The sequence below is a fragment of the Amycolatopsis sp. NPDC041971 genome, from assembly GCF_055588925.1.
Genome location: NZ_JBVJCE010000003.1, coordinates 120,739 through 143,201, shown reverse-complemented (window position 1 = coordinate 143,201; position 22,463 = coordinate 120,739). Strand labels below are relative to the sequence as shown.

Genomic DNA, 22,463 nt, shown 5'->3' with positions numbered 1-22,463 from the left:
CTTACGTCGCGCTCGGGACTCACGCCGTCGCGGGCGTATACCTCCCGGCGCCGCCGATGCTGCCGACGGCCAGCCCCAGATAGACCGCGGCCAGCTCGAAACGCAGCGCGAGAACGGCCGCACGCACGATCTCGTCGGTTTCGATCTCTTCGGCCGGGGCGATCACCTCCGCACCGGGCAGCAGGTCTTCCGCCTGATAACGGGCCGCGTCCGCGGCCGGTCCCGTCCGAACCGAGAGGAGCAGCACCCTCGGCGTCGAAGCGTTCCCCTCTTCCGGGTCCGCGAAGATATCGCGATCCCGGCCGCCGGACAACGCCGCCCGCCGCAATGCGGGCCTGGCCAGTGCCTGGCGGTAGTCCTCCGCGTCACAGACGACGGCGGCGTGCGCGGCGAACGCGTGGGCGGCGTGCTCACCGACGGCGACCGCGACCGGGTCCAGCCCCCACAGCAGGGGTTGCCGGCCTGCCATCTTCAGCGCCATCGCCTTGGCCGGGTTCGCGAACGAATCCCTGGCCAGGTAGTCCTTCTCGGCTTCCGCGTCGAGATGGTCGGCGAGCTGCTCCAAGTCGGCCACCAGCAGGCCGAGCGCGTTCGCGGTGAGCAGGGCCGCGGCGAGCCCGCGCGGGAAAGCCATCTCCGGCGGCACCGGGAGCCTCGGCGCGAGCAGCAGCCCCTTGCCCGCGACGGAGGCCGCGACCGGGCCTTCGGCGGGCGCGGACAGCACGACCGTCGCCCCGAACCGGGCGGCACGTTCCAGGGACGCGGCCAGCTCGCGGTCACCGGCGTCGTCGGTGTGCGCGAAGACGACGTCGAGCGCGCCGATCCAGCTCGGCACCACCTCGGCGACGACCACCGGCACCGGGCAAGCCGGGGCCAGGAGCGCGGCGACCATCCGGGTCAGCGTCCGGCTGATCCCCGGCCGGTCGATCAGCACGAGCGAACGCGGGCGCCCGACGTCGAGGCGATCACTCAGCTCGAGTTCGGCCGCGGCTTCGGCGGCCGCCCGGACCTGGGCGCCCGCCATCGCGGCGGCACGGAGGAGCCCCGCGGTGTCGGCCTCGGCCAGCCTCGCGGGATCGTCGAGCAGGGAATCGTCAGGGACCGTCGGCATGATCGCCATCCGGGGTCGTCGGCTCGGTGGCTTCGTCCAGCAACAGTACCGGGATTCCATCACGGACCGGATACACCCGACCGCACTCGGTGCAGGTGAGCGCGTCGGCCTCCGGGTCCGCCGACGTCCCAGGACGCAGCGGCGCGTGATCAGGGGACGGGCAGGCCAAGATGTCCAGCAACTGTGCGTCGAACGTGACGGCCATGGTTACTCCCTACCTGTGGGACGTCTCTATGGGTGTTTTCACGACGCATTCGTTACCCACGGACTATCGCCAATACGTCGTCGGTCAGCGCCCGGACGGCGTCGGCGTCGGCGGCCTCGACGTTCAGGCGGAGCAGCGGCTCGGTGTTGGACGGGCGCAGGTTGAACCAGCCGCCGCCGGGAAGCTGCACGGTGAGCCCGTCCAGTTCGTCGATTTCGACGCCGTCGCGGGCGCCGAACGCGTCCTTGACCGCCATCATGCGCGCGACCTGGTCGTCGACCGTCGAGTTGATCTCACCGGAGGCCGCGTAACGCGAGTACTCCGCCGTCAGCTCGGACAGCGGGCCCGTCTGCTCGCCGAGGGCGGCGAGGACGTGCAGCGCGGCCAGCATGCCGGTGTCGGCGCGCCAGAAGTCGCGGAAGTAGTAGTGGGCGGAGTGCTCGCCGCCGAAGATCGCGCCGGTCTTGGCCATCTCGGCCTTGATGAACGAGTGCCCGACCCGGGTGCGCACCGGCTTGCCGCCGTGCTCGGCGACGATCTCCGGGACCCCCTTCGACGTGATCAGGTTGTGGATGATGGTGCCACCCGGCTCCTTCTCCAGCTCCCGGATCGCGACCAGCGCGGTGATGGCGCTCGGCGACACCGGCTCGCCGCGCTCGTCGACGACGAAACAGCGGTCCGCGTCGCCGTCGAAGGCGAGACCCGCGTCGGCGCCTTCTTCGCGCACCTTCGCCTGGAGGTCGACGATGTTCTTCGGGTCGAGCGGGTTGGCCTCGTGGTTCGGGAAGTTGCCGTCGAGCTCGAAGTACATCGGCACGACCTCGATGGGCAGGCCCGCGAAGACCGTCGGGACGGTGTGGCCGCCCATGCCGTTGCCGGCGTCGACGACGACCTTCAGCGGGCGGCTGCCGGACAGGTCGACGAGTTTGCGCAGGTACGCCGCGTAGTCCGCGAGGACGTCCTTCTCGGTCACCGAACCACGCTGGCCCACGAACGCGGGCACGCCCTGCTCGACGGTGTCGCGGAGCTCCGCGAGGCCGGAGTCCTGTCCGACCGGGGCGGCACCGGAGCGGCACAGCTTGATGCCGTTGTACTTCGCCGGGTTGTGGCTGGCGGTGAACATGGCGCCGGGCAGGTTGAGCGATCCGGACGCGAAGTACAGCTGGTCGGTGCTGGCGAGGCCGATCGACACGACGTCGAGGCCCTGCGAGGTCACGCCGTCGGAGAAGGCGGCGGACAGCTCGGGCGAGGAGTCGCGCATGTCGTGGCCGATGACGATCGCGTCCGACTCGGGTTTGATCAACAGGGCGAAGGCCGAACCGAGGTCGCGGACGAGTGCCGCGTCCAGCTGCTCACCGACCACGCCGCGAATGTCGTAGGCCTTCACGATGCCCGAAAGGTCTGGCACGCCTGCTCCCCGCCGATAGTCTCGTTACAACGCCCTCTGGCGCGTTCGAAAGCCTACCGGCGGGCCCCTGCGTCAGGCTCGGCCGGGCAGGACGCGCAGGTGGCCGCGCCTGCCCGAGGGTCCCTCGGGTTCGGGCTCGGGCGCGGGCTTGTCGGACCGGCCCGCTTCACGCACGGCCTCGGCCAGCGCGGTCAGCTCGTCCGCGGACGGGTCTGGAGCGGCGAAGGCCCCTTCGTGCCGGACGACTTCCCAGCCCTTGGGCACGGTCAGCCGGAGGGCGTGGGCTTCGCAGAGGTCATAGGAGTGCGGTTCGCTCGCGGTGGCCAGTGGCCCGACGACGGCTGTCGAATCGCTGTAGGCATACGTGAGCGTGGCGACAGCGGGTTCGAGACAACCCGTTCGCGAACACTTTCGTACGCTCCGCACGATCGAGAACGATAGCGCGTCGCGAGCCGGGCGTACCGGCGACACGCGCTTTGATTCGCCGAGCGCGTACCCTTCGGTTCGTGGCGACGGCTCGTGATTCCCGACAGCGACGGCGGATGCGCCGGGACCGGCACGGCCGGGGCCTGCGCGGAGCGCTGTATCCGTCGACCCTTCCCGCCGCCGCGAGCAGGGCGGAAAGGTTCGACGCGCTGGTTTTGGACGCGCTCGAACCGATCGAAGCGCGGTGGCGGCACGAACTGACGAAGCTCGACGTCGCCGTCGACGACGTCCCCGAAGTTCGCTCGGATGGCGCACCGACCGGAGTGGACGGCGTGTTGCACGACGGCGCCGTCCCGCTGTCGCGGCTCGTGCCCGCCGGCGTCGACCGAGCCGGCCTCCCCACCCGGGCCCGCATCGTCCTCTACCGCCGCCCCCTCGAAGCGCGCGCGAAAGACCCGGCCGAACTCGCCGAACTCGTCCACGACGTCCTCGTCGAACAGGTCGCGGGCTACCTGGGCGTCGAACCCGACGTCATCGAAGGCGAATAACCCCCGCCCCTCTCTTCGCCCAGCCACCCACCCCCGCGCTCCCCAGCCCCAGCCCAGCCCCCGCCCTTCCCGGGGGGCGTCCCCAGCCCAGCGTATCGCAGAGGAGCGACTGGACCTGCGGAAATGGCGCTGGAGCGCCGAGTTGTCCACAAGGGGAAATGGCTGTGGACAACTCCGGGGAAAGCGGTCGGGCGTTGAAGGCGGGATGTCGCCAATGTGGCATTGGAGACATCTGCGTCAGGGGCCCGCAGGGCGAAGCGGAAGCGGGAGCAACAGGCAACCGCGGCCCCACAACGTCCAGTCCTCAAGAAGCCGTGGGTCGCCGCCGCGTAGGGACGGCGGTCAGCAGCGTGAACAGCACCGCCGCCACCTGCGCCAGCAGCAGCAGGTTCCGCGTGGTGCCCTGGTGCTCCACCACCACCTCCGAAGGCGTAGGCGGCACCGAGACCGCCACTTGATGCCCCCAAGCCCGCACGATCGGCACGGCTTTGCCGTCCACGCTCGCCTGCCAGCCCGCCTCGAACTCCGCGGCCAGCACGAGCAGCCGACCGGTCGGTCCCTCCGAGACGCGCACCCGCACGTCCGGCAGCCCGGCCTGCACCGGAGCCACGCCGGGCGACGCGCCGGGCGCGCCCTTCCCGGTCACCGCGGCCTGCGCCAGTTCCGGGGAGATCAACGCCACCTGTCCGCCCGCGGGCACCAGGTGAAGCACCGGACGCCCGTCCGAGGTCGGCGCCGCCGGAGCGACCAGGTCACGGGCGAGTTCGACGAAAGCACCGCCGTCGGCACCGCTCGGCAGAACGACATACGAGACCCCCGAGGCCAAAGCCGCCGCGAAGGCCTGGTTGACCGCGTCCGGCGAGCCCTGGAGAAGGTCTCGGCGCCACGACGCCAGCCGATCGGCGCTGCCGGGCGTCGGCGCGAGTTCGTCGTCGCCGTAGAACGGCAACCGCCCACCGGTCTGCCGCACCGGCTCGGCCGGGGAACCCACCACCAGCACCGAACGCCCGCTCGAAGCCAGCTCCGCGGAAATCTCCGGAGCGAGCGAAGGACGCTCACCCGCCCGCAAAGGTCCTTCCCGTCCGGCGACGACCGCACCGGTCGCCAGCGCGAGCAGCACCAGCACCCCGGCCACCGCCGTGACCTTCGCCAGCCACGGCGCGGGGTCGACACCGGACCCACCCCGCTGCCAGGTCGCCAGCACCGTCCACAGCAATCCCGCGCCGATCACCAGCAGCGGCACCCCGGCGTACCCGGTCGCGTGCGCGCCGCCCGACATCGGCGTCACCGCCACGAACCGCACCGCCACGAGGCCGAGCACACCCAGCACGACGACCGCGACGCCGCCGCCCGCGCCCTTCGACGGCCGGACGACCAGCGCGACGATCGCGGCCGCGACCAGTGCCACCCCGATCGGCCACGCGCCGGGACCGCCCGGGTCCAGTCCGGCCAGATCGGCCCCGGACGCGGCCGTGGCACCGCCGCCGAGCCCGTGCAGCAGCAGTTCCGGATGCCGCAGCAGCACACTCGGCCACGGCAGCAGCAACGCCAGCGGCAGGAAGACCACGATGCCGACCGACGCGATCCGCCGCGCGAGCCCGGTCGGCGACGGCAGCACCACGAACCCGATCACCAGCCCGACCACCGCCAGCGCGTGTGCCAGCGGTGAGAAGGCGCCGATCAGCGCCAGGCCGATCGCGCTCAGCGCGGAGACGTGCAGCCATCGCGAGTCGGCGCGGACCAGCAGTCCGACGATGCCCGCGATCACCAGTGGCAGCAGCAGGTGCACGACGACGACGTCGAACCGCCCCTGTGCGACCGAAGCCGTGGCCGCGGGAAGCACGCCGTACGCCGCCGCGACGACGGCACGCACCCAGCGACGCACGCGAAGGTGCCGAGTGGCCACATACGCGCTCAGCGCGGCGAGCGGGATGTCACCGATCAGCAGGATCGCGACCAGCGCCGCGGGTCCGCCGATCGGCGTGAAGATCGCGCCGAGGATGCCCAGTACCGGCAGCGTCGCGGGGGCGGGGCTCGCCGTCCCGCCCGCGACCGCGTGCCACGGCGCGAGATACGACGACCAGATCTCGCCGAGCCCACCGACCGGCAGCAGCTTCCCGCCGAAGAGATCCAACCCGAGCCTCGAACCGTTGACCACGAAGGCCAGCGCCGTCAGCACGACGAGCATGAGCACCGGCGGCGCGAACACGGTCGCGCCGAGCACCCGCTTCCGGTCGACCTCGACGAACACGAGTTCCGGTTCCGGCCGCCGCCGCGGCACGGGCGACGGTTTCGGCCCCTCCGCCACGGGCTTTTCGGGAACGGCGACAGCGACGACCGCGCTGGGCCGCCGCAGGCCCGTCCCCCGCGAGCCGACCCCGCGCATCGCGCCCGCGGGCAGCGCGCCGGGGCCGACGGGACGGTCTTGCCCGGCCTTCAACGCCTCCGGCGGGATCCAGGCGCCTTCCTGATCCGCGCTTTCCGGCACCGTCCCGAGTGCGAAGTCCCGTTCCACACCGCGCCGGACGAGACCGACGACACCGGCGCGAACGGCGTTGCGCAGCCGAGTCGTCCGCCCGGTGAACAGACCGCGGACACTGCCGGTCTTCCGGCGTTCGGCGCGGGCCGCGCGCAGCCCGCCGCGACCACGCAGCAGGTACCAGGTCGCCGCGAGTTCCGCGCCCGCCTCGCCGGTGCGCCGCAGCAGCAGGAACGCCAGCGCCCGCAACACCGCGAAGACCGGAATTCGAAAAAGACCGAACCAAAAGGACGGTGGGGAGCAATTGACGAGGAACACCCGGAGCCCGTGCGCGCGATTCGCCGTCGCCAGGGAAAGGCGAAGGGCATCCGGTTCCCGCTGCCCGGTGCTGAGCGCGCGGGCGTGCCGGAGCCGCGCCTGCGGCACCGAAAGCACGCGGCCGCCCGCCGCGTTGGCCCGCCAGCCGAAGTCGAGATCCTCGCGCAGCAACGCGAATCCGGGGTCGTAGCCACCGAGGTCATGCCAGACTTCCCGGCGCACCAGCGATCCCGCGCTCGGCACGGCGAGCACCGCGGTGTCGGTCTCATCGGGTGAGATCTGCTGCCGATGGCCGATGGCGTCCGTCGACAGACCGGCTTCGACGATGAGCCTCGGGTCGCTCCAGTCCACCGCGAGCGGACCGAGCACCGTCGCCGCGGGCTCGTTTTCGGCCGCTGCCAACAGATTTTTGAGACAGTCGGGTTCCGGCGCACAGTCGTCGTGCAGCAGCCAGAGCCACCCACCGGGATCACCCCAGCGTTCGACGGCGTGCTCGACGGCCTCTCCTACGGCGGCTCCGAAGCCGACATCACTGGAAAGGGTGAGAATTCCGTCCAAGACCGGCGCTTCGCCGACCGAAGCCGCGTCGGCGAGGATTTGCGCGGTCCGGTCAGTGGAACCGGTGTCGACGGCGAGGATGTGCCGCGGCCGGACGCCGCCGCGCCGCAGCGCGGAAAGCGCCAGTGGCAACCAGTTCTCGCCGTTGTGACAGACCACAATGGCCAGTACGGGGACCGTGCGCGGCACAGGTGACGCGGCAGTGCGAGACAACGGGCACTCCAGATGTGGCGGCGAAGTCGGGTGCCGCCACCCTACGACGCGACCTTGTCACCCGTTGGTGGCCCCACTGGGTGGAAGCGGGCAGAAGCGATCTCCGGCACAGAGGGCCACCGGAGATCGCCGTCACACAGCTCGCTTTTTCAGTTTCCTACGCTCACGTTCGGAGAGCCCGCCCCAAATACCGAACCGCTCGTCATGCGCGAGGGCGTACTCGAGGCACTCGTCCTTGACCTCGCAACCGAGGCAGATCCGCTTGGCTTCGCGGGTGGAGCCGCCCTTCTCCGGGAAGAACGCCTCCGGGTCCGTCTGCGCGCAGAGGGCCCGTTCCTGCCAGTCCTGCTCTTCCGCGGAGGCATCGTCGAAAAGCTCGGTGAGATCGCCCAGTTGCTGCTCCGGGACCTCACCCCAACCCACGACTTGCCCCCATTCCTTTCCATCTGCTTCCAACCGCACGTCCGCCTCCTCGCTGTCCACGCACTCCCCAGGCTGGCGGTGTTGAAACACCATCCGCCGCCCCCTTCCAGCGACGAATGACATCACTGTGATTACACCCGTGTAGTGCGGTCAGGTCAAGCGGAGTAGCGAGTTCGGGGGATACCCGCGCCCCATCGCGCAAGGGGACACGCCGAGAACTTCACATCGGGCATACGGAAGACTGGAGGGGTGCAGAGATCAGCAGTGCGGCCAAGCCCGATCTTCCTCGGCATCCTCGCGGTCACCGTCCTGGGCGGTGTACTGGCGGCTTTCGGTGACACGACCACGATTTCCAGTCAGAAGTACGACCCGCTCATCATCATCGGCGTCGTCCTGCTCGTCGCGGGCGGGTGGGTCGCCTCACTGACGCTCCACGAGTTCGGCCACGCGCTCGTGGCGTTCCGCGGCGGCGACCACAGCGTCGCCCACAAGGGTTATCTGTCCATGGACGTCCGGAAATACACGGATCCGGCGCTGTCCATCATCCTGCCGTTGGTATTCCTCTTCATCGGCGGCATCCCGCTGCCGGGTGGCGCGGTCTGGATCGAACACGGGCGCCTGCGGTCACGCGGGATCCAGTCATGGGTGTCGCTCGCCGGGCCGCTGAGCAACCTCGCCGCCGGCGTGGTGCTGACGCTTCTCGTCGCGCTGGTGCCGATGACGTCCGGTCTCGTGATCGGGCTCTCGTTCCTGGCACTGCTTCAGATCGTCACGTTCATCCTGAACATCCTGCCGATCCCCGGCCTCGACGGCTGGGGCGCGATCGAGCCGTACCTTTCGCCCGGCGCGCGCGAGTTCGGCGCGAAGGCCCGGCCGTGGGCGCCGCTCGTGCTGTTCGCCGTGCTGTTCCTCGTACCCGGAGCCAGCTCGTTGCTGTGGGAGGGGTCCTACGCGGTCTTCGACTCCGTGGGAGGGTTCACTCGCGCCGCCCAATACGGACAAGACGCGTTCATGTTCTGGAGGTGAGCGGTCACTTGCCTTCGGGGTGCTCGGTGAACCATTCGTGCGCCCGCTTCCAGACGCGTTTGAGGCCGGACCGCTCGCCGAGGTAGTCGCCTGCCATGCCGACCACCGGAAGCTTCCCGAGCGCACGGTGGAAAAGGCGGCCGCGAGGCCGCTTCTCGAGTTCGCCGACGATGCCGAGCAGTCCCCGGCCGAGGCGCCACAACGTGCTCGCGGCCGCCTTCAGGGTGATCTTGCCGTGCTTCTTCTTCGCGTCGTCGAGTTCTTCGGTGAGCTTCGCCGCTTCGTCGTCTTCGGCCGCCTTGTCATGTTCGGCGTGTTTGCCCGCCGCGAGCACGGGATCGATGTCGCGTTCGAAGAGCACCCACGCGATCAACCGGACCCGGGCGCCGACGTCGGTCACGCCGTACTCCCCCGCGATCGCGCACAGCAACACCCCCTGCGACGCCGAGCCGAGCGCGTCCTGCACGGGCAGCCGGTCGGCGAGGGCACCGCCGAGACCGGGGATCGCGGTGATCAGCGCGGTGAACCGGCCGACCCGGTTCACCCACCAGTCGGTCCGCTGGTAGTTCGACATCTCGGCCCACGCCGCGGTGCCGGGCACCTTGACCGAGGTGATCCCGTTGAGCAGCTTGTCCTTCAGTCCTGATTCGACGCCGTCCAGGTCCTCGTGGCGACGCCCCCTGGCCTGCAAACCGAACGGATCCGCGTCACGCAGCGCGTCGACCATCGGCCCGCAGGCACGGACGAACGGCCGTAGCACCGCCACGACTTGGCGGTCCGAAATCGCTTCACCCACTGCTGACTCCCTTCGAGGACTTCACGGCCTTCGCCGCACTGCCCAGACCGCCACCCAGTGCCAGCGCTCCCGGCAACGCCCCGCCGCCGATCAGCAGCAGTGCGCGCCAGTCCTGTATGAGCACCAGATCACCACCGGGTCCGGTCACACCCATCCCGAGTACGACTAGTACCCAGACGAGCAGCGGAATCACCGAAAAGGAGGGCCGTACCACTTTCGCGGTCGTCCGCACCAGCAACGGGGTGGTGATCACCGCGAGCACCACGGTCACCGGCATCGGGAAGTCACCGAGCTTCGGCAGCACGATCCCGTCGAGCCGGAGCGGCAGGAAGAACAGTTCGAGCAGCCCGAGCAAGAAGGCGTCAAAGGTCAGCAGGGCGAACAGCAGACGCTGCCGCGAAGTGAGCGGCGGTGACGGCGAAGACGGCGAAGACGGCGAAGACGGCGAAGACGGCACTGTCACTTCGCGAGTCCCCCGAACAGATCGGCCGCGGCGCCTTCGGCCGGTCCGTGGGCGAGCACGAAGTACTCGTTCGGGGTGATCGGCTGCGCGACGTCGTTGCTCAGCGCGAAGTGGTCGGCGAGAGCCGGCGGGGCGGGCACGCTGACCTGGGTCTCGTGTGCCCGCAGCGCGGCGGCCTTCGCCGGGAGGTGCGCGCCGACGTCGAGAACGGTCGTGATGGTCTCGTCCGGCGTCACCGGCAGTTCGCCGTCTTCCGGGACCTGGAAGGACGAGTGTCCGCGCAGCGCGGCGAGCCCGGCCGCGACCGCGTCACGAGAAGAAACAGTGTGGAAGACCCGCTCGACCGACTCGGCCTTCGGCGCCGCGGCCATGGTGACCTCGTGCGCGCGGATGTGGTCGGGATGCCCGTAACCCCCGAAAGCGTCATAGGTGACGACGACCTGGGGCCGGACCTTGTCCAGGATCTCCGCGAGCTGAGCCGCCTGCTCCTCGAGGTCACCGCCGGAGAACGCGCGCGGATGGGCCGCGGACGGCGTCCCGGCCATCCCCGAATCACGCCAGCGGCCGATGCCGCCGAGATACCGGTGCCGGGAGACGCCCAGCGCCGCGCAGGCCGACGCCAGCTCGCCCGCGCGGTAGCCGCCGAGCTGATCGGAAGCCCACGAACCGAGCCCGTCGAGGGAAGGCGGGATGATTTCGCCTTCCTCACCGAGAGTGCAAGTGACGACGGTCACTTCGGCGCCTTCTGCCGCGTAGTACGCGATGGTGCCGCCGGTGGTGATGCTTTCGTCGTCCGGATGGGCGTGCACCAGGAGCAATTTGGGCCGATCGGAGATCACGGCTTGAAGACTAATTCGAACACGGCGCGCTTTCCTTTATAGGGTGTCGGGAACGGAAGCTCCGAGCACCGACCTTAGTCGGGCGACTCTCGGTTATCCTCGCGCACGTCCGAGGCACTCTTTACCGCCGAGGGCGCGTTGACACCGTCACGGGCTTTGCGCCGTGACCATATGTACCCCCACGAAGGGCATCTTGGTGAGCACTGAAGCAGCATCGTCGGACCTCGGCGGCGTGTCGGGTTCGGTTCTGTCCATCTCCGACCTGAGCGTCTCGTTCCCGACCGACGACGGCGTGGTCGACGCCGTCAAGGGCATCGGATTCGACGTCAAGCCGGGCGAGATCGTCGCGGTGGTCGGGGAGTCCGGTTCCGGCAAATCGGTGACCTCGATGTCGGTGCTCGGGCTGCTCCCGAAGACGAGCCGGATCGCCGGCGAGCTTCGCCTCGGCGACCGTAACCTGGCCGACCTCAAGGAGAAGGAGCTCCAGAAGATCCGCGGCAACCAGGTCGCGATGATCTTCCAGGAGCCGATGACCGCGTTGAACCCGGTCTACACGGTCGGCTGGCAGCTGCGTGAGGCGCTCCGCTCACACCAGGACATCTCGAAGGAAGCCGCCGACAAACGCGCCATCGAGCTGCTGGAGATGGTCGGCATCCCGAACCCGCCGCTGCGCTTCAAGCAGTACCCGCACCAGCTCTCGGGCGGTCTGCGGCAGCGTGTCGTCATCGCGATGGCGATCTCGTGCGACCCGAAGGTGATCATCGCCGACGAGCCGACCACGGCTCTCGACGTCACCGTGCAGGCGGAGATCCTCGGCCTGCTGCGCAAGCTGCGCGACACCCTCAACACCGCGATCGTGCTGATCACGCACGACATGGGCGTCGTCGCCGACCTCGCCGACCGCGTGGTCGTGATGTACCAGGGCAACATCGTCGAGCAGGCGCCGGTGCGCGATCTGTTCGCGTCGCCGCAGGTGGAGTACACCCGCAAGCTGCTCGCCGCCGTTCCCGTGCTCGGCCAGCGCCCCGAAGGGCGCCGCCTGCTCGACGACTCCGGCATCTCCCCCGACAGCGACGAGGCCTCGAAGATCGCCGAAGAGATCCGGCTCGAGGACGCCGAACTCGCCGCGGTGATCGAGGAGAACGCGCCCGCGCTCGAGATCAAGAACCTCGTGCTGGAGTACCCGGGCCGCCGCGGCCAGGCGAAGAACCGCGCGGTGGACGACGTCTCGCTGAGCATCGCCAAGGGCGAGATCGTCGGCCTGGTCGGCGAGTCCGGTTCCGGCAAGTCGACGGTCGGCCGCTGCGCGATCCGCCTGCTGACCCCGACCGCGGGCACCGTGTCGATCGCGGGCAAGGACATCACGAACATGTCCAACAAGGACCTGCGCCCGCTGCGCCGCTACTTCTCGATCGTGTTCCAGGATCCGGCGTCCACGCTGGACCCGAAGATGACCATCGGCGAATCGATCGCCGAGCCGATGGTGCTGCACAAGTTCCTGCAGGGCAAGGCCCTGAACGCGCGCGTGGCGTCCCTTTTGGACAAGGTCGAGCTCGGCGGCCACTACCGCAACCGGTACCCGCACGAGCTGTCCGGCGGCCAGCGCCAGCGCGTCGCGATCGCGCGGGCGCTCTCGCTCGACCCGGCGCTGCTGATCGCGGACGAGCCGACCTCGGCGCTGGACGTGTCGGTGCAGGCCCGCGTGCTGGACCTGTTCCTCGACCTGCAGCGCTCGCTGCAGTTCGCCTGCCTGTTCATCAGCCACGACCTCGCCGTCGTCGACCTGCTGGCCGACCGCGTCGCGGTGATGCAGTACGGCAAGCTGGTCGAGGTCGGCACGCGTGACCAGGTGCTGCACTCGCCGCGCGAGGACTACACCCGTCGTCTGCTGTCGGCCGCTCCGGTCGCGAACCCGGTGCTGCAGGCCGAACGGCGTGCGGCCTGGCAGGCGGGCAAGCTGGCCCCGGTGGCCGACTGACCTCAGGTAAGTAAGTACGTGAAGGCCCCCTGCACTGCGCTCGACGCAGTGCAGGGGGCCTTCACGTACTTGGGCGGCACCGCGTGTCTGGAGCCGGATCATGCGTGTGTGCAGCCGGATGACGCGTGTCTCCGGACGGATGTGCGAGTTCGGCTCCCAGACACGTGAGTTCCGGCTTCAGACACGCGAGTTCCGGCTCCAGACGCGCGAGTTCGGCGCAGCCTCCCGGTCGTGAAACGCGTGAAGGTCCCTTTCCCTCGGCTGAGCCGAGGGAAAGGGACCTTCACGCGCTAAAGAAGCTTTACGCCTTCATGCGGCGCTGGCGCGGGTCGAAGGCGTCCCGCAGACCGTCACCGATGAAGTTGATCGTCAGCGAGATCAGCACCAGCACGACGAACGGGCCGAAGAACAGCGCCGGCCGGTTCTGCAGCTGGGCGTAGTTCTCGAGGATGACACGGCCGAGCGAGGTGTCCGGCAGCTGCACCCCCAGTCCGATGAAGGACAGCGCCGCCTCGATCAGCACGGCCTGCGCGATCGCGAGGGTCGCGTTGACCGTGATGAGGCCGACCATGTTCGGCACCAGGTGCTTGAACACGATGTGGAACGTCCCGGCGCCGGACGCGCGGGCGGCGTCCACGAACTCACGCTGGGACAGCGACATCGACTCGGCCCTGGCGATACGGGCGATCGGCATCCAGCCGAAGGCCGCCAGCACCATCGCGACGATGTACCAGCTACCACCGCCGAACACCTTCGCCAGGATGGCGGCCGCGGCGATCTGCGGGACGATCAGGAACAGGTCCGTCACCCGCGAGATGGCCGAGTCGGTGAAGCCGCGCAGGTACCCCGCCATGGCACCGAAAACGGTTCCGATGGTGGTGGCGACGAGCGACACGATGAGCGCGATCAGCAGCGAGTACTGGGTGCCGCGCAGGATCTGCGACACCATTTCCTTGCCGACCTGCGTCGTGCCGAGCGGGTAGTCCCCGCTGGGCTTGGCGAAGGACGGGAAGGAGCTGTCCTCGTAGCTGTAGGGCCAGAAGATCGGCATGATGATGACGGTCAGCACGAGCAGCAGCAGGATCGCCGTGCAGATCATCGCCAGCTTGTGCCGGAGGAACTTGCGCAGGACCAGCTTGCCCTGGCTCCGGGGCTCGGGCAGTGCCTCGTCCGGAAGCTTGCCATCGGCGGACTTGGAGCCTTCCGCCGCGATAAGGGAGTTCAAGTCAGCCAACGCGAATCCTCGGGTCCAGGATGCCGTACATCAGGTCGGCGATCAGGTTGGCGACGATGATGCTGCTGGCGATGAGCACCAGCCACCCCATCATCACCTGCGTATCGCTCTTGGTCACGGCTTCGACGAGCAGCTTGCCCATGCCATTCCAGTTGAACACCGTCTCGGTGATGATCGCGCCCGAGAGCACGGCACCGAAGTTGACGGAGAACAGGGTGGTCACCGGGATGAGCGCGTTCCGGAAGGCGTGGCGGAAGATGACCCGGCCGTTGGCGAGTCCCTTCGCGCGCGCCGTCCGCACGTAGTCCGCGTTCAGCGTCTCCAGCATCGAAGCGCGCTGGAACCGGCTGTACGCGGCGAAGCTGATCGCCATGATGGACAGTGTCGGCAGCAGATACGCGCCGACGTAACTGGCCAGGAAACCGCCTGGGCCGTCGAAATTCAGTGATTCCGGGCTGGTGGTGCGGATCCACGGGTTACCGAGCACATCGGACAGTCCCAGATCCCGGACCCAGCCGTTGAACTGGATCGCGTAGCCCTTCAGCACGATGGCGACACAGAAGATCGGCATCGAGAACAGCAGGAAGGCCAGCGTGGTGGCGATGTAGTCGATGATCGAGTACTGCTTGACCGCCGCGACCACACCGACGAGGACGCCGAGGACGAGCGCGAGGATCTCGGCTCCGACGACGAGCTTCAGGGTGACCTCGAACGCGGCCATGACCTTCGGGAACACCGGAGCCTGCGCGTTGCCCTGGGCGATGGAAACGCCCCATTCGCCGGTGACGAAGTTGCCGAGCCAAGTGAAGTACCGGGGCACGATGCTCTGGTCCAGCCCGAGCTGCGAGGCCATCTGGGCGATGGCTTCCTTGCTCATGGCCGGGTTGCTCTTCATCTCGGCGAGCGGGTCGCCGGTGCCGGCGACCATGATGAAACACAGGAAAGTCCCGACCAACAGGACGGGAATCGATATCGCCAGACGGCGAAGAATGTAGATCACCAGGTTCAACGAACTGCTCCTCATCCGGGCCTGGTCGCCGAAGTGCTGGACCGCTGCCCGGTTGTCCACCGTAGTGGCGGTAACCCTACGGTCAACAGCTACTTCCGGCGGGTACGAGGGCCCGGCTTGTGGCCGGGCCCCCGTACCACCAGGATCGCTTAAGCGAGTGGTGAAAAAGCGGGGCGGAAGCCCTACTTCTTCTGCTCCCACTCACCGACGTTCCACAGGACACCGTTGTACGACTGCATGTATGTGCGGTCGATGCCCTTGAACGCCCACATGGACGGGGTCTGGAACAGCGGCAGCGTCGCGTACTCGTCCGCGATCGCCTGGTCGGCCTTCTGGTAGTTCTCCACCTGAGAAGACTCTTCGGTGGCCTTCACGGCCGCCTCGAAGGAGGAGTCGATCGTCGGGTTCGACAGGCCCTGGTAGTTCTGGCTGCTGTCGTCGACACGGGTGATGTAGATCGACTTCGCCTCGGCCTTGAACGGCTGCTGCGACCATCCGAAGAGCGCGGCGTCGTAGTCGCTGGCCGCCAAGCGGCCACCCTTCAGGAAGTTGGCGTCCTGGTCGTCCGTGATCTCGATACCGGCGGCCTTGGCCTGCGAGATGATGATCTCGACGGTCTGCTGACGGCGGGCGTTCTGGTTGTGCGAGATCTTGAACGACGCGCGCTGGCCGTTCTTGGCGAAGATGCCGTCGCCACCCTTGACCCAGCCGGCGTCGGTCAGCGTCTTGGCCGCGGCCTCGGCGCCCAGACCGGCCTTGCTGCTGTACAGGTCCTTGAAGCCCTGCTCGCCCGGCATGAACACGACACTGTTCAGCGGGGTCGCGTCGGCCTGGACCTCTTTGAGCAGCTTGTCGGTGATCTCCTGGCGGTTGACGACCTCGAAGAACGCCTTGCGCAGGTCCTTGTCCTTGAACATGCGCTTGTAGTTGAGGTCGATGTGCTCGAAGGTCAGCTGCGAAGCCGAACCGTAGGTGACACCCTGAGCCGCGAGGCCCTTCATGGTGCCGGCCGCGGTGGCGTCGGGCTGGGTCGAAGCGGCGATGTCGATCTCACCGTTCTGCAGCGCGGTCGCCATGGCCTTGGTGTCCTCCATCGCCTTCACGACGATCCTGGAGGGGCCACCCTTGCCGCCGATCCAATTCGGGTTCTTCTCGAGCGTGACGGCCTTCTGGTTGGCGTCGAACGCGGTGATCTTGTACGGGCCGGAGGCGGGCATGATGTCCGCCTTGAAGCCCTTCCACTCGTTGGTCCAGAAGTCGCCGGCCTTCTTCAGCTGGGCCGCGTCACTGGTCGGGGTCAGCTTGGTGATGTCGGCGACGCCCGTCTTCGCCTCGAGGATGTGCGCCGGCATCATGGCCGGCGGGCCGAAGAGACCCTTGTAGTCGAGGTAAGGCTCGGTGTACTTGGTCTCGAAGGTCAGGTCGTCCTTGCAGGTCGCCTCGTTGATCAGCTGGTAGCCGGTCGTCGAAGCGGCAAGGAAGGCCTGCTTGCCGTCGGCGGCCTTGGCCTTGCCGCTGTGGGAAAGCCAGGCCAGGTAGAAGTCGTCACAGTCCCAGGACTGGCCGTCGGACCACTTGACGTTCGGCTTGATCTTGTAGACGACGGTCTGCGGCGACTTGGAGGTGACCTCCCAGGAGTCGAGCACGTCGTTGTTCAGCAAGACCTTGTTGTTGCCGTCGAGCGCCAGGGAGCCGGCGAGCACGGAAGTCAGGACGTAGTTGTTGTACGACGTGTTGGTGTCGGGCGTGTCGTTGTTGTAGCCCGAGTACCCGTCGTCGATGCCCACCGTGACGGTGCCTTCGTACCCCGGGGTGTCCGCGAGCTTGAAGTTTTCGCCGTTCTGCGCCTTGCCGACCGCCATGCTCTTGATGTCGGTCGACGACCCGTTCTGGTCGGAACTGCCGCTGTCGCCACCGCTGCATGCGCTCAGCACGAGCGCGGAGGCCGCGACCAGCGACCAGGCGGAGACTGCCTTGGACTTCCTCATGAAGTGTGCCCTCCTAGCACTGGGTTCCTGAGATCGGAACAGGACCCCACACCGCTCCGGTGAGATTGCCCGGAGCCTATGACACGCCAAGCAACACTCATTTGGCGCACTGCGGGTGCACGCTAGAAAGGAAATGCACGAACAGTCACCAGTTACGGGGGGATCGTGACCAAAGGGTAACTTGCGGCTGACTTCGAGAAATACAGTGGTCACCTTGAGGAATCAGTCCGCCACTCGAACGTGCCGGGAAAGGTCACCCGCCAGGGGCGGACTCGGACTCGAAACGGCTACTTCGGACCCCTCGTCCAGTTCACCGCGGACCCGAAAGGGCCCACCATAGGAGGACCAGCGGTTACTCCGGAAATACCAGAGCCGATGGCGAGGGTATCGGCCAGCTGGAACAACGGAATGGCGACATTCCGGCGCCACAATTCCGGCTCCAGGGCCGAAAGCGTGTCGGCGACCGGGGTGGCGCCGGTCAGCGCGGCGTCGATCGACGGCTGCAGGGCCGGGTCGCAGAAGCCCAGCGGGTTCCCCGGGACGACGGCCTTGGTCTTGTCGATGAGCTGATCGGGACGGCAGCCGAAGGTGGACGCCAGCGCCGAAGCGACGTCCGCACCCCCGGTGACCTGGCCGATCACCGCGATGTCGATGCCGACGTTGCCCGCCCCTTCCGGGGTCGTCTGCTGGATCCCGTCGAGCACCGGCATGGCCAGCAGCGTCGAGAACAGCTCCCTCGGCTGCGGTGCGATCGCGTTGACCTCGATCCCCGCGGCCACCAGTTGCGCCGTCAGCTCCTTGGCGATCGTCGCGTACGGCTCCTGTTTGGCGGGCGAGGCCACGACCAGCGAAAGGTTCTTCCCGTTCTTGCGCCAGGTTCCCGCTTCCTTGGTGTATCCGGCGGATTTGAGCAGTTCCTCGCCCTTGACCGGATCGGCCGCCGACGGCGGTCCCGGTGCCGGGATCGTGGGCTGGAAGCCGGGGGCCGACGGGACGCGGACCTGGGCGTCGGCCCGGAGCTTGTCCGACGGGCCGCCGTCGGTCGCCTCGGTGATCAGCTTGCCGCGGTCGATCAGGGCGGTGACGCCTTCGCGCACCTTCGGATCCGACAGCGTCGAACTCACCGGCCGCAGCAGGATCTGCGCGACCGTGGGGCGGGCGACCGTGTGCAGCCGCACCGCGGAGCCGAGTTCCCCGAGCCGTTTGAGGCCGGTGCCGTCGGTCCTGGTCATCGCGAACTGGTCGTTGCCGCTGCGCAGGGCGGCCAGTGTGCCGTCCTGATCGGCCGCACGCAGCACGATCCGGTCGAGGGCGGAGGGTTTCTCCCAATAACGCTCGTTGCGCTCCAGAGTGACCTCTCCGCGCGCGGTGTCGAGGCCCTTGATCGAGTACGGCCCGGCGACGGCGGGGAACGTCGTCGCCAGCGCGCCCTGCCAGCCGTTGGGGGCGTCCTTGAGCAGATGGGCGGGCAGGAGGTTGGCGAAGAGCGTCTGCCAGCCCGGGTACGGCTTGGCGAAGGTGACCTCGACCCGCTTGCCGCCTTCACGCGACTGGATGTCCGAGATCAGCCGGTAGCCGGCGGCGCCGATGACGCCGGGCTGGTCGCGCATGGCCTCGCGGAGGTACGCGAAGTCCTCGGCGGCGATCGGCGCGCTGTCGGACCAGGAGGCGTCCGGGCGGATCGCGTACGCGACCGTGAACGGCTGCTGCGACACGACCTCGGCGGACTTCATGAGGTTCTTGTCCAGCTCGAAACTGCCGTCGTCCTTGGGACGGAACACCGACGGGAGCAGCAGCTGCGAGAGCGCCGACGTCACCTGTGAGGCGTCGGCGAGGTTGTGCGGGTTGTAGCCACCCAGGACGTCGTCCACACCCACCACGACCTGCGAAGGCGCCTTCGTGGTCGACGTGCTCACCGGGGAGGCCGAGGAGCTGACCACGGGCGGCGGTGGGGTGTTGCTGCAGGCGGCGAGGAGCACGGCCGCGCACGCCAGCATGGGCGCCGCTGTGTTCGCTACCCGCACGCCTGGATCCTCCCGGTTTCGTCCTCGCCCGTCGCCATAGAGCTATCACGCCGGGCATGGCCTCGGCAGCGAGATTCCCATATCGGCCCGGCCGTCGCCCGACCGGATACCGCCTCCTCAGGTGGACGTCCGGGAGGCTCCGAAGGTTCCTGTCCGGGCCTAAGCATTTCGTCCGCGCCGGGAGCGCGTTCCTTCGGCAATGGGTTCCGCAAACCCGGAACATTCCGGAACGCCCCCTCGGAATGTTCGCCACCGCACGATTGACGGCCGAAACGAGTGCGCACTCGAGTCCTATCCGGACGCATTCGGGATCTTTTGTTTCGCACCGGTCCGGGTCCGCGTTCTCGACGGGTTCACACGGCAGGCCACCGGTCCGTTCCGGCGATGTGAACACCGTCCGAAAAGCAGCTCGCTTTCCCTCGGAAATTGTCGGGAAGGACCTTTCCTTAACCGGGAACGCCCGATCGAATACGGTGCGTGACCGCTTTCAAGGCCAAAAAAGCCGGAGGGCGCCTACTCACGGTGAGTGAGCAGGCGCCCTCCGGCGGATGCCTGGTGGTTACCCGCGGTTCTTGTTGCGGTTGCGCTCCTTGGCGCGCTGGTTGACGTCCAGCGTGACCTTGCGGATGCGGACGACGTCGGGGGCGACCTCGACGCACTCGTCGACGGAGCAGAACTCCAGCGCCTCCTCCAGGCCCATCTTGCGCGGGCGGGCCAGCGTCTCCATCACGTCGGCGGAGGACTGACGCATGTTGGTCAGCTTCTTCTCCTTGGTGATGTTGATGTCGAGGTCCTCGGCACGCGGGTTCTCGCCGACGACCATGCCCTCGTACACCTCGGCGCCCGGCTCCACGAAGAAGGTGCCGCGGTCGGCCAGCTGGATCATCGCGTACGCGGTGATGGGGCCGGAGCGATCGGCGACCAGGGAACCGGAGTGACGAGTGCGGATCTCGCCCGCCCACGGGAAGTAACCCTCGAACACGTGGTTCGCGATACCGGTGCCGCGGGTCTCGGTGAGGAAGTCGGTGCGGAAGCCGATCAGGCCGCGCGCCGGGAGGACGTAGTCGAGCTTGATGCGGCCCGAGCCGTGCCCGCCCATGTGCTCCATCCGGCCCTTACGGGCGGCCAGCAGCTGCGTGATGCCGCCGAGGTGCTCTTCGGGGGCGTCGATCGACAGGCGCTCGAACGGCTCGTGCAGCTTGCCGTCGATCATCCGGGTGACCACCTGCGGCTTGCCGACGGTCAGCTCGAAGCCTTCACGGCGCATCTGCTCGACGAGGATCGCCAGCGCCAGCTCGCCACGGCCCTGGACTTCCCAGGTGTCGGGGCGCTCGGTCGGCAGCACCTTGATGCTGACGTTACCGATCAGCTCCTGGTCCAGCCGGGCCTTGACCAGCCGCGCGGTGACCTTGTCGCCACCGCTGCGGCCCGCCAGCGGCGAGGTGTTGACACCGATGGTCATCGAGATCGCGGGCTCGTCGACGGCGATCCGGGGCAGCGCCTCGGGGTTCTCGACGTCGGCGAGGGTGTCGCCGATGGTGATCTCGGGGATGCCGGCGATGGCGACCAGTTCGCCCGCGCTGGCCTCGGTCGCCGGGACGCGGGTGAGCGCCTCGGTGATCAGCAGTTCGGAGATCCGGACGTTCTGGATGGTGCCGTCCTCGCGCATCCAGGCCACGGTCTGACCCTTGCGCAGGTTGCCCGAGTGGATGCGGATCAGCGCGATCCGGCCGAGGAAGTTCGACGCGTCGAGGTTGGTGACCAGTGCGCGCAGCGGGCCTTCCTTGTCCGCGAAGGGCGGCGGCACGTGGCGCAGCAGGGTCTCGAACAGCGGGTCGAGATTCTCGCTCTCGGGCACCGCGCCGTCGGCGGGCTGCTCGAGGCTCGCCTTGCCCGCACGAGCGGAGGCGAAGACGACCGGGAGGTCGAGGATCGCGTCGAGGTCGGCGTCCTCGATGTCACCGGCCAGGTCGAGCAGAAGGTCGTGGGTCTCCTCGACGACCTCGGAGATCCGGGCGTCGGGGCGGTCGGTCTTGTTGACCACGAGGATCACCGGCAGACCGGCCTCGAGGGTCTTGCGCAGCACGAACCGGGTTTGCGGCAGCGGCCCCTCGCTGGCGTCCACCAGCAGGACGACGCCGTCGACCATGGCCAGCCCGCGCTCGACCTCGCCACCGAAGTCCGCGTGGCCGGGGGTGTCGATGACGTTGATCGTCACCGGGCCGTTCTCGGTCTCGCGGTGGATGGAGGTGTTCTTCGCGAGGATCGTGATGCCCTTTTCCCGTTCGAGCTCCCCGGAGTCCATTACGCGGTCGACGAGTTCGGCGCGTTCCTCGAAGGCCCCGGACTGCCGGAGCATCGCGTCGACGAGGGTCGTCTTGCCGTGGTCGACGTGGGCGACGATGGCGACGTTGCGCAGGTCGGGCCGGGTCTTGCCGGACGAGCGACCGGCATCGACTGCGGTGGCGCTGGCTGCGGGCACGCGAAGGCTCCAAAGGTTTCAAGTTCGGGTGTGGTGCCCGCGCCGCCCCGAGCGCTCACTGAGTTCTCATTGACGTTCTCATTGACGCGATCGGGTAACGTCGGCCGACTTTGGCCATACGCGGACCACACCAGGGTACCTGTAGCCGAACTGTGAGCACCCCCACGCCCCAGATCGTTAAGGCTCACCTAACGTGGGCGTGTGGCCGACGTCGTCCGATGAGGAGTGCGAGTGGGCAAGAAACTACCCGACGACCCGCGCAAACTCGTGCGCAAATGGATGAAGTCCGGCAAGGTCAAGAAGAAATGCTGCAGGTCGAAGTCGCGGTGCGGCAAATGCCCCGTTCTCGCACTGAAGAAGGCGAAAACGAAGATCGCGAAAGCGGCTTAGCCGATCGTCCTCAGCGCACCACCGCCTCGTTGATCGCCCGCAGTTCTTCAGCGGTGCGGGTCGGGGAGAACTCGATCACCTCGTAGGTGGCCATGTGCTTGATCGAGAAGGGGTCGGTCGCGAGGATCGCGTCCAGCTTTCCCCTGGCCATGGGCCTGGTGATGAGGACGCCGCCGATGCGCGGGTTGCGCCTGCCGGAGGCGAGGAAATGACCGTGCCCGTACTGTTCGGTCAGCCACTCGGCGTGATCCGGGAGCACGTAGTCGATTTCTTCGATAGGGGCGGTATAGGTCAGCAGTACGACGAACATGAGAAGACGGTAAACCCGGATCTCCAGTGTGACGAGCGTACTGCGCCAGCCGATATGAATTGTTGACGCTATATGCCCTTAATGAGTGACTCGCCCCTACTTTTCACTCCGCAAGCAGTCCTCTGGATGCGGTGGTTCGACGTCGAACCACCGCATCCAGAGGAATGCTTGTGTGGGGTGGGGAGGAGCGGGGGCAGGTGCGAGCAGAAAGACCAATGGTGGGAGACACCCCACA

The 22,463-nt window shown here is 68.1% G+C and carries 19 protein-coding genes; 4 read left to right on the top strand and 15 right to left on the bottom strand.

The genetic code is table 11. The features are described 5' to 3' along the window. Nucleotides 1-19 precede the first annotated feature (19 nt). From ACZ6DT_RS08955 to ACZ6DT_RS08940, 4 genes are all read right to left on the bottom strand, one after another. A complete protein-coding gene (locus ACZ6DT_RS08955; protein ID WP_465590939.1) occupies nt 20-1,111 on the bottom strand; it encodes a hypothetical protein in 1,092 nt (363 codons plus the stop codon). Further along, on the bottom strand, nt 1,095-1,316 hold the full coding sequence (locus ACZ6DT_RS08950; protein WP_465590936.1) for a Trm112 family protein: 222 nt from the start codon (nt 1,314-1,316) through the stop codon (nt 1,095-1,097). Before ACZ6DT_RS08950 ends, ACZ6DT_RS08955 begins: the two co-directional genes overlap by 17 nt. A 52-nt stretch (nt 1,317-1,368) precedes the next feature. Then, nucleotides 1,369-2,724, bottom strand: coding sequence for a phosphomannomutase/phosphoglucomutase (locus tag ACZ6DT_RS08945; RefSeq protein WP_465590933.1), 1,356 nt, complete (start codon nt 2,722-2,724; stop codon nt 1,369-1,371). Nucleotides 2,725-2,796: 72 nt separating this feature from the next. Further along, a complete protein-coding gene (locus ACZ6DT_RS08940; RefSeq protein WP_073848429.1) occupies nt 2,797-3,150 on the bottom strand; it encodes a DUF3499 domain-containing protein in 354 nt (117 codons plus the stop codon). Between the two features lie 116 nt (nt 3,151-3,266). On the opposite strand from ACZ6DT_RS08940, the gene ACZ6DT_RS08935 reads away from it, so the two are divergent. Then, nucleotides 3,267-3,698: a metallopeptidase family protein gene (locus tag ACZ6DT_RS08935; protein ID WP_125792884.1), complete on the top strand. Its 432-nt coding sequence runs from the start codon at nt 3,267-3,269 to the stop codon at nt 3,696-3,698. Between the two features lie 304 nt (nt 3,699-4,002). Here ACZ6DT_RS08935 and ACZ6DT_RS08930 read toward each other — a convergent pair whose 3' ends face one another. Then, a complete protein-coding gene (locus ACZ6DT_RS08930; RefSeq protein WP_465590930.1) occupies nt 4,003-7,266 on the bottom strand; it encodes a glycosyltransferase in 3,264 nt (1,087 codons plus the stop codon). Between the two features lie 132 nt (nt 7,267-7,398). Beyond that, the gene (locus ACZ6DT_RS08925; RefSeq protein WP_465590927.1) at nt 7,399-7,782 is read right to left on the bottom strand and encodes a WhiB family transcriptional regulator; all 384 of its coding nucleotides are present in this window, start codon (nt 7,780-7,782) and stop codon (nt 7,399-7,401) included. 171 nt (nt 7,783-7,953) lie between these two features. Between ACZ6DT_RS08925 and ACZ6DT_RS08920 the strand changes: the two genes are divergently transcribed. Beyond that, the gene (locus ACZ6DT_RS08920; protein ID WP_465591827.1) at nt 7,954-8,715 is read left to right on the top strand and encodes a site-2 protease family protein; all 762 of its coding nucleotides are present in this window, start codon (nt 7,954-7,956) and stop codon (nt 8,713-8,715) included. 4 nt (nt 8,716-8,719) lie between these two features. Here ACZ6DT_RS08920 and ACZ6DT_RS08915 read toward each other — a convergent pair whose 3' ends face one another. From ACZ6DT_RS08915 to mshB, 3 genes are read right to left on the bottom strand one after another with little or no spacing between them, the layout of a single operon-like run. Continuing rightward, nucleotides 8,720-9,511 (bottom strand): hypothetical protein, encoded by a 792-nt coding sequence (locus tag ACZ6DT_RS08915; protein ID WP_465590925.1) that lies wholly within the window; start codon nt 9,509-9,511, stop codon nt 8,720-8,722. After that, nucleotides 9,504-9,974, bottom strand: coding sequence for a hypothetical protein (locus ACZ6DT_RS08910; RefSeq protein WP_465590923.1), 471 nt, complete (start codon nt 9,972-9,974; stop codon nt 9,504-9,506). Before ACZ6DT_RS08910 ends, ACZ6DT_RS08915 begins: the two co-directional genes overlap by 8 nt. After that, nucleotides 9,971-10,813 carry an N-acetyl-1-D-myo-inositol-2-amino-2-deoxy-alpha-D-glucopyranoside deacetylase gene (gene mshB / locus ACZ6DT_RS08905; RefSeq protein WP_465590920.1) on the bottom strand — a complete coding sequence of 281 codons (843 nt, stop codon included), beginning with the start codon at nt 10,811-10,813 and terminating at the stop codon, nt 9,971-9,973. The genes ACZ6DT_RS08910 and mshB overlap by 4 nt, the downstream gene beginning before the upstream one ends. Nucleotides 10,814-11,009: 196 nt before the next feature. Here mshB and ACZ6DT_RS08900 point away from each other — a divergent pair, with 196 nt between their 5' ends. Then, nucleotides 11,010-12,791 carry an ABC transporter ATP-binding protein gene (locus ACZ6DT_RS08900; RefSeq protein WP_465590917.1) on the top strand — a complete coding sequence of 594 codons (1,782 nt, stop codon included), beginning with the start codon at nt 11,010-11,012 and terminating at the stop codon, nt 12,789-12,791. Between the two features lie 301 nt (nt 12,792-13,092). Here ACZ6DT_RS08900 and ACZ6DT_RS08895 read toward each other — a convergent pair whose 3' ends face one another. The 5 genes from ACZ6DT_RS08895 to typA form a co-directional block, all read right to left on the bottom strand. Beyond that, complete coding sequence (locus tag ACZ6DT_RS08895) at nt 13,093-14,025, bottom strand: ABC transporter permease (RefSeq protein ID WP_465590914.1); 933 nt, start codon at nt 14,023-14,025, stop codon at nt 13,093-13,095. Further along, a complete protein-coding gene (locus tag ACZ6DT_RS08890) occupies nt 14,018-15,034 on the bottom strand; it encodes an ABC transporter permease (protein WP_465591824.1) in 1,017 nt (338 codons plus the stop codon). The genes ACZ6DT_RS08895 and ACZ6DT_RS08890 overlap by 8 nt, the downstream gene beginning before the upstream one ends. 182 nt (nt 15,035-15,216) lie before the next feature. Continuing rightward, nucleotides 15,217-17,022 carry an ABC transporter family substrate-binding protein gene (locus ACZ6DT_RS08885; protein WP_465590911.1) on the bottom strand — a complete coding sequence of 602 codons (1,806 nt, stop codon included), beginning with the start codon at nt 17,020-17,022 and terminating at the stop codon, nt 15,217-15,219. 287 nt (nt 17,023-17,309) lie between these two features. Then, nucleotides 17,310-19,019, bottom strand: a complete 1,710-nt coding sequence (locus tag ACZ6DT_RS08880; RefSeq protein ID WP_465591822.1) for an ABC transporter family substrate-binding protein — start codon at nt 19,017-19,019, stop codon at nt 17,310-17,312. 586 nt (nt 19,020-19,605) lie between these two features. Continuing rightward, entirely contained in the window at nt 19,606-21,528 is a 1,923-nt protein-coding gene (gene typA, locus ACZ6DT_RS08875; protein ID WP_465590908.1) for a translational GTPase TypA, read from the bottom strand. Between the two features lie 231 nt (nt 21,529-21,759). On the opposite strand from typA, the gene ACZ6DT_RS08870 reads away from it, so the two are divergent. Continuing rightward, a complete protein-coding gene (locus ACZ6DT_RS08870; RefSeq protein ID WP_168214406.1) occupies nt 21,760-21,918 on the top strand; it encodes a hypothetical protein in 159 nt (52 codons plus the stop codon). Between the two features lie 10 nt (nt 21,919-21,928). Here ACZ6DT_RS08870 and ACZ6DT_RS08865 read toward each other — a convergent pair whose 3' ends face one another. Next, on the bottom strand, nt 21,929-22,228 hold the full coding sequence (locus tag ACZ6DT_RS08865) for a YciI family protein (protein ID WP_465590905.1): 300 nt from the start codon (nt 22,226-22,228) through the stop codon (nt 21,929-21,931). Nucleotides 22,229-22,463 lie beyond the last annotated feature (235 nt).

Coding starts and splice junctions, on each gene's coding strand:
- ACZ6DT_RS08955 (WP_465590939.1), bottom strand. CDS start 1,111: ATGCCGACGGTCCCTGACGATTCCCTGCTCGACGATCCCGCGAGGCTG.
- ACZ6DT_RS08950 (WP_465590936.1), bottom strand. CDS start 1,316: ATGGCCGTCACGTTCGACGCACAGTTGCTGGACATCTTGGCCTGCCCG.
- ACZ6DT_RS08935 (WP_125792884.1), top strand. CDS start 3,267: ATGCGCCGGGACCGGCACGGCCGGGGCCTGCGCGGAGCGCTGTATCCG.
- ACZ6DT_RS08925 (WP_465590927.1), bottom strand. CDS start 7,782: ATGGTGTTTCAACACCGCCAGCCTGGGGAGTGCGTGGACAGCGAGGAG.
- ACZ6DT_RS08885 (WP_465590911.1), bottom strand. CDS start 17,022: ATGAGGAAGTCCAAGGCAGTCTCCGCCTGGTCGCTGGTCGCGGCCTCC.
- ACZ6DT_RS08880 (WP_465591822.1), bottom strand. CDS start 19,019: ATGCTGGCGTGCGCGGCCGTGCTCCTCGCCGCCTGCAGCAACACCCCA.
- ACZ6DT_RS08865 (WP_465590905.1), bottom strand. CDS start 22,228: ATGTTCGTCGTACTGCTGACCTATACCGCCCCTATCGAAGAAATCGAC.